This is a genomic window from Plantactinospora solaniradicis, from assembly GCF_042658085.1.
GTDB lineage: Bacteria > Actinomycetota > Actinomycetes > Mycobacteriales > Micromonosporaceae > Plantactinospora > Plantactinospora solaniradicis.
The window spans coordinates 1-1,354 of record NZ_JBHSPR010000076.1; the positions used below are offsets into that span (position 1 = coordinate 1).

Below are 1,354 nucleotides of genomic sequence, written 5' to 3' on the forward strand. Positions count from 1 at the left end.
GATCACATACGCCAACCCGTCCGGGGCCACGTGTCGATTCGACACAGCCGCCGACAGGGCAGCGACCTGATCAGTGACCTCGTCCAGACGGACCTGCCGCACCCCCGCCGTCGACAACCCCGACAACGTGTCGCCAGTCCCGACCAGGACGGTGGTGTCACTGTCGGCGACCATGTAGTCGAGCCGGTCGCTGGGGTACGCCGGGTCCAACGGCACGAACGCGCCACCGGCCTTCCACACCGCCAACAACCCGACCACCATGTCCACCCCACGCGGCAGACACAAACCCACCCGCGACTCCGCCCCCACCCCCACCCCGGTCAGGTACCGGGCGAGTTGGTTGGCCCGCTGGTCCAGCTCCGCGTAGGTCAGCACGTCTGCACCGCAGCGCACCGCGACCACGTCCGGTGAGGCCGCGACCTGTGCCTCGAACAACTCCGGCACCATCTGGTCGGGAACCCGCACCGCCGTGTCGTTCCACCGGCCGACGACCAGTGACCGTTCCGCGTCGTCCAGGACCTCGATATCGCTGAGCCGCAGACCCGGATCCGCCGCCACCTGCTCCAACACCCGCACCAACCGAGCAGCCAACCCCTGCACAGTCGACTCGTCGAACAGATCAGTGGCATACAGCAGGACCCCGCCAAGCCCGGCCGGCGAACCCTCCGCATCACGCCGCTCCGCCAAGTCCATAGACAGATCGAACCGCGCTGCCATCTCCTGAGCGCCACCGCCGAACGGTCTGACCTCAAGCCCAGGAATTTCCCACCGCCCGCCACCCGCTGGCAGATTCTGCACGGCGAACATGACCTGGAAGAGGGGGTTGCGACTCAAGGAGCGGGCCGGGTTCAGGTCGTCCACCAGGCGTTCGAACGGCAGGTCCTGGTGCGCGTACGCCGCCAGGTCCGCCTCCCGTACCCGGGCCAGCACCTCACCGAACGACGGATCCCCACTCAGATCAGCCCGCAACACCAACGTGTTGACGAAGAACCCGACCAGCTCGTCAAGGGCAGCGTCCCCACGACCGGCGATGGCCGTACCCATCGGAATGTCCGTACCCGCACCCACCCGCGACAGCAACACCGCCAACGCCGCGTGCACCACCATGAACATCGTCGCCCGACCGCGCTGCGCGAGCCGCTCCAACTCGAGGTGGACACCCGCACCCACCTCAAAAGACACCGTTGCGCCCCGGAACGACGACACCACCGGGCGCGGCCGGTCGGTAGGAAGCACCAGTTCCTGTGGTGCCTCTGCCAGCGCCTCCCGCCAATACGCCAACTGGGCGCTGATTAGGCTGTCGGGATCGTCGAGGTCGCCCAGGACCTCACGCTGCCACAGGGAGTAGTCCGCG

Annotated in this window: 1 protein-coding gene; it reads right to left on the reverse strand. The window is 67.8% G+C overall.

The annotated features are described in order from the left end of the window. A partial coding sequence (locus ACFP2T_RS43135; RefSeq protein ID WP_377432825.1) for a condensation domain-containing protein occupies positions 1-1,354 on the reverse strand: 1,354 nt, incomplete at both ends.